Origin of the sequence: Nosocomiicoccus sp. HMSC09A07 (assembly GCF_001808485.1) — a bacterium.
GTDB classification, from domain to species: domain Bacteria; phylum Bacillota; class Bacilli; order Staphylococcales; family Salinicoccaceae; genus Nosocomiicoccus; species Nosocomiicoccus ampullae_A.
Genome location: NZ_KV793644.1, coordinates 328 through 8,244, shown reverse-complemented (window position 1 = coordinate 8,244; position 7,917 = coordinate 328). Strand labels below are relative to the sequence as shown.

The window sequence follows — 7,917 nt, the reverse complement described above, 5'->3', positions numbered from 1 at the left end:
TATCCGCAAAGCGGGATGTGTGGTGGATGTTTGCACTCGTCCGATACTAAAAACGCCATTCAGACCGTTATTCTGCATATACAACGTATATAAACGTGATAAGTTCATTCCAACCAACCAATCGGCAATCTGTCTAGTCTGTGCTTCTTTATAAGTAGAATAAAATTGTTTACCGTCTTTTAAGTTCTTCAAACCTTTTCTAATTTCATCAGTTTCAAGTGAGTTTAACCATAATCTTTTAATATCTTTTTTACCATTTCCCGAAAGACTAATTATTGATCGTGCAATATTTTCTCCTTCTCTATCACTATCTGTACCTATAATAATAGTATCAGCATTATCTAAATGCTTTTTAACAATGTTAAATTGTTTTGCAGCACCTTTTGAGACCTCAAATTTATATTGATCAGGAAACATTGGTAATTGCTCTAAACTCCATTTTTTCCAATCTTTATTATACTTTTCAGGTTCTGCTAAACTAACTAAATGACCATAACCATATGTAATTATCGCACTTGGTAATTCATCATCTGACACTTCAAAATAACCATTTTTCTTTTTTGATTGTTTAAAAGCTTCTGCATAACTTTGAGCCTGACTTGGTTTTTCAGCTAAAATAACTGTATTCATACTCTAACTCCTTTTCTAAAAAGAAAAAGTCATTGATCTACTATGTTTCTAATAATCTTTTCTATAAATACCCGCTCTTTGTCTATATCTTCTAAAAGTACGTTCATTGATACCAGTTTTTTCTTCAACTTCTCGATCACTTAACCCTTGCTTAAATAATTCAAAAGCATGTTTTAATCTAGGATTGTCTTTTGAATATTTGAAAGGTTTACCTTTATACTTCCCTTGTTTTTTAGCTATTTCAATCCCTTGTCTTTGTCTTTCTAAAATAGCTTCACGTTCTTTTTCTGCTTGATATTTATATAGCTCAATAATTAAATTCTGCAATAATTGTCTTAAATTATCATCTTCAACTCCTCTTAAAGAAGGTAAATCTAATATTTCAATTGTCGCACCTTTTATTCTTATTTCATCAAGTGTCCTTGTTAACTCCTTATTATTTCTTCCTAATCTATCAAGTTCAGAAACAACCACTATATCGCCTTCTCTTATGAAACTAAGCATTTCTTTTAAAGCTGGTCTATTTCTATCTTTCCCACTTAAATCATCTGTATATATTTTGTAGCAACCTGCTTTATTTAAACTTTCAATCTGCCGAGCAAAGTTTTGATCTTTATCACTTATTCTTGCATAACCGATTTTATGTTTTTCTTTATTCAATAAAACCACCTTATATATATGACCTATTTATATGTCCTAACATATTTATTGTAACTAAAATGCTTAACAAATGCACATATACCAACATTTATAAGTGTAAATTTTGGTTTTATTTCGCACTAACTTCAAGCGCTATGTTGCACTAATAGAACAAAAAAGACTATTTCGCTAAATGAAATAGTCCTTTTTGTTACTTATTTTACTCCAATAACTAAACTATCTCGTGCAGCTTCCACTACTTCTGTCGTGATAGTTTCAAGGTTATTGATTTCTAATATTCTTTCGATTTGGGTGAAAAGTCTTTGGATAAGTCGAAAGTTTCCACTGGTAATTTTAATAATACTAGTGACAGCTTCATAATTAGCAAAATCTTCCAGTTGGACAGATAATCCTAACTCTTCCCATTTGTATTCCAGAATATGGTGGATCTCGTCTTTACTCAATCTGTCAAATTCATGGGCAAAACCTATTCTCGAGTAGAGTTGAGGATAACGAGCCAATCGCTTTTCTATACCCGGCATTCCAATAAAGATCATAGCCACATCTTTTTGGTCATAAATATCTCTTAATTGTTCTAAATGCTGTACTTTTAATCGATCTATTTCATCAATAATAATGAGATCAATTTCTTCATACACATTCGTTGAGTATTTTTCTTCTGCTCCTAACTGAAGAACTCTATACATACTTTTAACCATACCCATTTTACCACCGATCATATCGATTTCATTCGTCATTTTAGTCGCCCGTATATAGAGTTAATGGAGGAAGTTCTTGGTTTATGAGAACACCTCTTTCCTACGATTAAATAAAATTAATCGTCAATTTTTATTTATCTAAGTAACGATAAAGCGTTGACTTGCTGATTCCTGTCATCTCAACAATTTCTTTCACACTATATTCTTCATTTTTGTACAATTTTATTGCTCGTTCGATATCTCGTTGGTTCACAGGAGGGCGCCCGCCTTTTCGCCCTCTAGCTCGAGCACTTTTTAAACCTTCTTTTGTACGTTCAACAATCAAATCTCGCTCAAATTGGCTAAATGCTTGAAATACAGTCATCATAAGCCGACCATGTGGAGTGGCAGTATCAAAATTCTCTTTTAAGCTGATCAACTTTATATTATGTTCTTCAAAGTAATTTACAAGTTCAATTAAATCTTTTGTACTGCGACCCAAACGAGAGAAGCTTTCCACGACAACTGTATCACCTGGACGCAATTTATCTTTCAGTCGATTTAATTGCGGACGGTTAGCTTTGGTTCCCGTCATCTTTTCGGTCAGTATTTCGTTGCAGTTATGTTCATTGAGCAAATCCAACTGACGAGACAATTCTTGTGATCGTGTACTTACCCTTGCATACCCACTCATAATCCTCTTCCTTCTCTATTTTGATTTTCTCAATTGTATCATAAAGGGTGGGTAAAGATACGTAGATAAAGAGCAAAGTTTTGGCACTAAAAAACCCTTCTTCTAGTCTATAAAAGTTGTTATTTAAAATCGTCCCATAATCGATTGTTTTTGAGACAAAGTAATTTATAAAAAATATGCCTCTAACGTTTTTAGAACGTTAAAGGCATATTAACTTCAGACAGTTATTACTATACCCTAGCTTTATGGGTTTTGATAGAATTAATTAGATTTTAATAAACGAAGTCCATTCAGAATAACGACCAACGTACTTCCTTCATGAATAATGACACTGATCGCTATATCTGTTAGACCTAATAAACTCACTACTACTAAAAAGGCTACGACTGCCATTGAAAAAAGAATGTTTTGCCAAATGACACGATTCATTTTAGAAGAAATTTCATGAGCTTTAACCAATTTAGATAAGTCATTCTGCATTAGAACTAAATCAGACACTTCTACTGCTACATCGGTTCCGTCTCCCATGGCAATCCCTACATTTGCATTCACAAGGGCTGGGGCATCATTTACACCATCACCCACCATTGCTGTTAAGCCGTATTTCTCTTTTTGCTCGTCTATAATTCGAGATTTATCTTCTGGCATGACATTCGCGATTACTTCATCTATTTCTAATTGTTCCGCAACTGCTTTTCCTGTCATTTCTGAGTCGCCAGTGATTAAAGTGGTGTGTATGCCTTGTTCTTTAAAGTATTTAATGGTGTCTTTTGCATGTTCACTTGGAACGTCCATGAGAGCTATAAGTCCAATGACATTCTCATCTTCTGCTACATATACGACTGTTTTACCTTCTGATGCCCATTCATTATTTAAACGAATATATTCATCTGCAACCTCGTTAAACGAAGTTGGTTTTCCGATCCGATAATTTTTGCCGTTGTAATCTCCTGTCAACCCTTTGCCAATCTGATTTTCTACTTCAATAGTCAGTTGATTTTTTTGTTCAAACTTTCTTAGAATGGCATCTGCTAAGGGGTGATTGGATTCTTTTTCAAGAGCTACTACGATATCAATCATATTTTCTACGTTCACGGAATCAGCAAAATGATAATTGGTTACTTCTGGTTTTCCTTTGGTCAAAGTTCCGGTCTTATCAAACGCAATTGCTTGAGTATCAGCTAATTGAGACAGATAAGAACTACCTTTTGAAAGGACTCCCTTTTTGGCCAGATTAGAGGTCGTTGATAAGGTTACCGATACGGTAGCTGCTGCTAAAGCACATGGTGAAGCTGCAACTAAAAGAACTAATCCTCTATAAATACTTTGTGCCCATGTCCAATCAAATAGAGCAGGAGCTAATAACACGAACAGGGGAATAGCAATTAAAACAACTGTAACGTATTTCGGTTCAAATTTTTGGATAATACTTGCAGCTTTTGTTTGATTATCTTGGTTCTGGTTCACTAATTGTAAAATTTTTGAAAAGACTGTATCTTCGTTTTCTTTGGTGACTTCCATTGTAAACGTACCTGTCCCATTAATCGTACTCCCAAAAACGGTATCTCCTTTTGTTTTTTCATTGGGTATACTTTCACCATTAATAGACGATTCATCAATGGAAGTAGAGCCAGATAAAATGACGCCATCAATGGGTACTTGGTCACCATTTAATACCTGAAGTTGGTCTCCCACTGTTAATTCACTGACATCAACAATTTTTGTATTCCCATCAGGCAAAATTAACCGAGCAGTCGTTGGATTCATTTCGAGTAATTTCGTTATTTCTCGTTTACTTCTTCCTTCAGCGTAATCTTCCAGAAAATGTGCGCCTGAAAAAATGAGAATCAACAACGTTCCTTCCCAAAAATTCCCTATCGCTGAAGCTCCTATAGCTGCTAATCCCATTAAAATATGAGAATTAGGCGTGAACTTTTTATTTGTTTTTGTATTCTCAATTGTCTCTCCAAGACCTTCCAGAATAATGACATGATAGCCCGCACTAATTGTGGCGAGTGAGAACATGATGTTTTTTACGGTTTGATATTCGTCACTTAAGAACAGCGAAACAATTGCCAATGCCAAACCAATAAAGTATAAAACAATAGGCATCTTTCCGTGATCGTGGTCGTGGTTATGGTTATGTTTCTCTTTTTCCTGTGATTGTTGTTCTTGGATATTTTCCATTTTTATCACCTTTCTATATAATTTATTTGATTTTTGTAGACTTTTTTGTGTCCTTTGTTTATTGTTTAACCAAGAGCAACGTCCAATGTCATCATGATAGCAAAACCAATCATAAATGCCATTGTCGCTACTTCGCTATGTCCATTCGATTGAGAATTAGGAATCAATTCTTCAACACAGACAAATACCATGGCTCCTGCTGCAAAAGCTAATGCATAAGGTAAGATAACAGTTATCTGTGTGACCAGCCAAGCGCCAATAGTTGCTGATATAATTTCAAAAAGTGCACTGGATTGCCCCATATTAAATGCATGTCCCTTTGTACTGCCTTCTGCTCGAATAGGCATTGAAAGCGCAGCACCTTCGGGAAAGTTTTGCAGCCCAATACCAAGTGCAAGCACCAATGCACTTGTAATAGCAGAAGCTCCTTGTCCAGCAGCTCCAAAAGCCACACCAATTGCCAACCCTTCTGGTATATTATGAATGGTTACCGCTAGAAACAAAAGGGTTGTAGACGATAAAGATGAAGCAACACCCTCAGTTTCCTCAACACCGCTTGTTCTATTATGCAAATGAGGGACCACGCCATCCACAACTCTTAAAAAGAGGCCTCCTACTAAAAAACCAACCAAAGCAGGCACAAATGACCAAATACCATAACCATTTTGCTCTGCAAAATCAATGGATGGCGCTAACAAAGACCAGTAACTTGCTGCAAACATAACCCCGGCAGCAAAACCATTCATAATGGCAAGAAGTTTATCATTCACTTCATGAAATAAAAATACTAAACTCGAACCTAGGACGGTCATTAGCCAAGTAAATACACCCGCTAATGTTGCTTGCCAGATTGGGTTTAACTCAAAAACCAATCAACCATTAAAATACACATCCTTTAACTGCCGTAAAATATTTTTCAACTTGAGTTAGACTAATAGAAATAGTATAACTATACACCGACTTTTTTGTGTTTTGCAACTTCTGAACTCGCATGCTTGCCGAAGTAAGGCAAGGATTCATATATTTTGGGCTTATCCAGTATCCATCTCCTTTCATATGTAAATCGGAATGATTATGTTTTACATATGAAGTTTCGTTCATATGTTTACTAAATCATATTAACTCACTGTATGAGCTTTGTCAAGACAAGATGCTTCTTGTTCAAATGGACTACTATTATGAATACAAAAGTCTTAATTTAGTCTATAAACTAAAAACTCGCATCGTTTTACTCATGTGGTATTATATATATGAACGGAAAATCATATGAGAGGAATAAGAGCATATGCATACATCAACATCTTCGCCAATCAATAAAGAGAAGATTCAATCAATAAGCAAATTATTCAAAGTGATTAGTGACCCTACACGCTTGTCGATTCTCTTTCTTTTACAGAAAAAAGAACTCAGTGTTGGAAACATTGTGCTTGCATTGGATATGGAACAGTCCGCGATTTCACACCAACTAAAAATATTGAAAGATTCGCGTTTAGTGAAGGCAAGGAGAGAAGGGAAAAGCATGGTTTACAGTCTTGATGATCTTCATGTTTTCAGTATTCTCGAACAAGTCTTAACTCATATCAACGAACTAGAACAATAAGAGCAAATAATATATAAAACTAAATGGAGGTTTTTAAAATTTCAAAATCAGAGAAACAAGAAAAGCACTCGCACTTAAATTTCAAGTTTAAGTTAGCCACTTGAAAATAGTTATTTCAGTAAATTTCACAAAGTTATATTGTACGCTTTCTTACAGTCTTTTGCTTGACGTGGGTATGGGCAAGATATCCGCAAAGCGGGATGTGTGGTGGATGTTTGCGTTCAACTTCAAACAACACACAGGGCAAGTCATGCCCATAAGGGCCCCAGGTCAAGCAAAAGATTAAGCAGCCAGTTCTAAATCCAAGATAATGATCAAACTCATTATATTCTAAATGTCCAAATTAATGGCAATGGAGATTTCATAAATATATACTTTGCAAATGAAGAATTATTTTCTTACAGCATTCAAAAGTATGATGATAAAACACAAAATTCAGCAACATTTGAGCTTTACGATGCTGTAGATAATACATTAATAATGAGTGAGTCTATCTCCAAGGATAAAGAGATTACTACCAATTATTTAATATCAGAAAATGAAGTTAATACATATGCATTAACAGACAAACAAGTTTTCGCATTAAAATGGGCTTGTATATTCTCAAGCTATATGGGATGTATAGGAGCAGCACTAGCTGTCGGAGCAGCTGGAACACTAATTTCTGGTCCCGTAGGAACTGTTACCGGAGCCCTCGGAGGATGGGCTTGCAGATACCTTTTCCAAACAGCAGTCGAAAAATTCGGTGGCAAACAAGCTGCTTGTAAAGTCTTTAGTTAAGGTGAGCATTACTTTATGAACAAAAGAAAAAATCATTTAAAAGTAGTTTCATGGATAATATTAGTAATATTTATTGATGTAATACTATTCTCGTTTTTACCTGATTCTAATTGGTTAGAAATATTATTTAGTTTCTCTACTATCATGATCGTAGGTGCACTAGGAGTAACTATAATTTTAAAAATATTTGATTAATTTTTATTCCTGTTTACAGCTGGTGTGACCAACAGCGAAGCAAGATAAAAAAGCTGTAGAATGACTTGAGAACAAACGACCTCAAGTCATTCGAATTTTTAGTATGTTTATGTTCGATATTCTAGAAAAACTTTCTCATAATGATAGCATCCTTAAATCTTTACAACATTTGCATGTTGCCTCTCCATATTTATTTCGATTTTATAGACATTCATGACAAAAGGCCCATATTAGGTCTTATACACTCAATTTTATGATTTTTAAGGAAATTTATCCTTTAGATGATTAAAAACCTTATTTCACTGATTAAGATCAGGACACCACGCTGTTCATCCCTCTTATTTACAAAAATGATCCGGGAATACTGGAATTTGTTAAATATATCCGGATAATTAACAAAAAATCGGAATTATGCGCGCTTTTTGTTAGATAAAAAATATATTTAAATAAAACTTTAAATACTTAAATTTCAAGTTTAAGTTAGCCACTTGAAA

At 34.6% G+C, this 7,917-nt stretch carries 7 protein-coding genes and 1 pseudogene; 2 read left to right on the top strand and 6 right to left on the bottom strand.

The annotated features are described in order from the left end of the window. From HMPREF3177_RS07410 to HMPREF3177_RS07385, 6 genes and pseudogenes are all read right to left on the bottom strand, one after another. The coding region (locus tag HMPREF3177_RS07410) for a toprim domain-containing protein (protein ID WP_246827416.1) at nt 1–630 on the bottom strand (630 nt) is incomplete at its 3' end. 48 nt (nt 631–678) lie between these two features. Continuing rightward, nucleotides 679–1,290, bottom strand: a complete 612-nt coding sequence (locus HMPREF3177_RS07405; RefSeq protein ID WP_068130408.1) for a recombinase family protein — start codon at nt 1,288–1,290, stop codon at nt 679–681. Nucleotides 1,291–1,484: 194 nt separating this feature from the next. Then, nucleotides 1,485–1,931: pseudogene (locus HMPREF3177_RS07400) on the bottom strand (AAA family ATPase); the annotation flags it as partial. A gap of 187 nt (nt 1,932–2,118) precedes the next feature. Then, nucleotides 2,119–2,661, bottom strand: coding sequence for a recombinase family protein (locus HMPREF3177_RS07395; RefSeq protein WP_070458322.1), 543 nt, complete (start codon nt 2,659–2,661; stop codon nt 2,119–2,121). 261 nt (nt 2,662–2,922) lie between these two features. After that, complete coding sequence (locus HMPREF3177_RS07390) at nt 2,923–4,848, bottom strand: heavy metal translocating P-type ATPase (RefSeq protein WP_070458319.1); 1,926 nt, start codon at nt 4,846–4,848, stop codon at nt 2,923–2,925. Between the two features lie 65 nt (nt 4,849–4,913). Then, nucleotides 4,914–5,660, bottom strand: coding sequence for a ZIP family metal transporter (locus tag HMPREF3177_RS07385; protein WP_083286917.1), 747 nt, complete (start codon nt 5,658–5,660; stop codon nt 4,914–4,916). A 473-nt stretch (nt 5,661–6,133) separates the two neighbouring features. Here HMPREF3177_RS07385 and HMPREF3177_RS07380 point away from each other — a divergent pair, with 473 nt between their 5' ends. Beyond that, nucleotides 6,134–6,448: an ArsR/SmtB family transcription factor gene (locus HMPREF3177_RS07380; RefSeq protein WP_068130419.1), complete on the top strand. Its 315-nt coding sequence runs from the start codon at nt 6,134–6,136 to the stop codon at nt 6,446–6,448. 480 nt (nt 6,449–6,928) lie between these two features. Beyond that, on the top strand, nt 6,929–7,228 hold the full coding sequence (locus HMPREF3177_RS07375; RefSeq protein ID WP_070458313.1) for a hypothetical protein: 300 nt from the start codon (nt 6,929–6,931) through the stop codon (nt 7,226–7,228). The last annotated feature ends 689 nt before the right edge of the window (nt 7,229–7,917 follow it).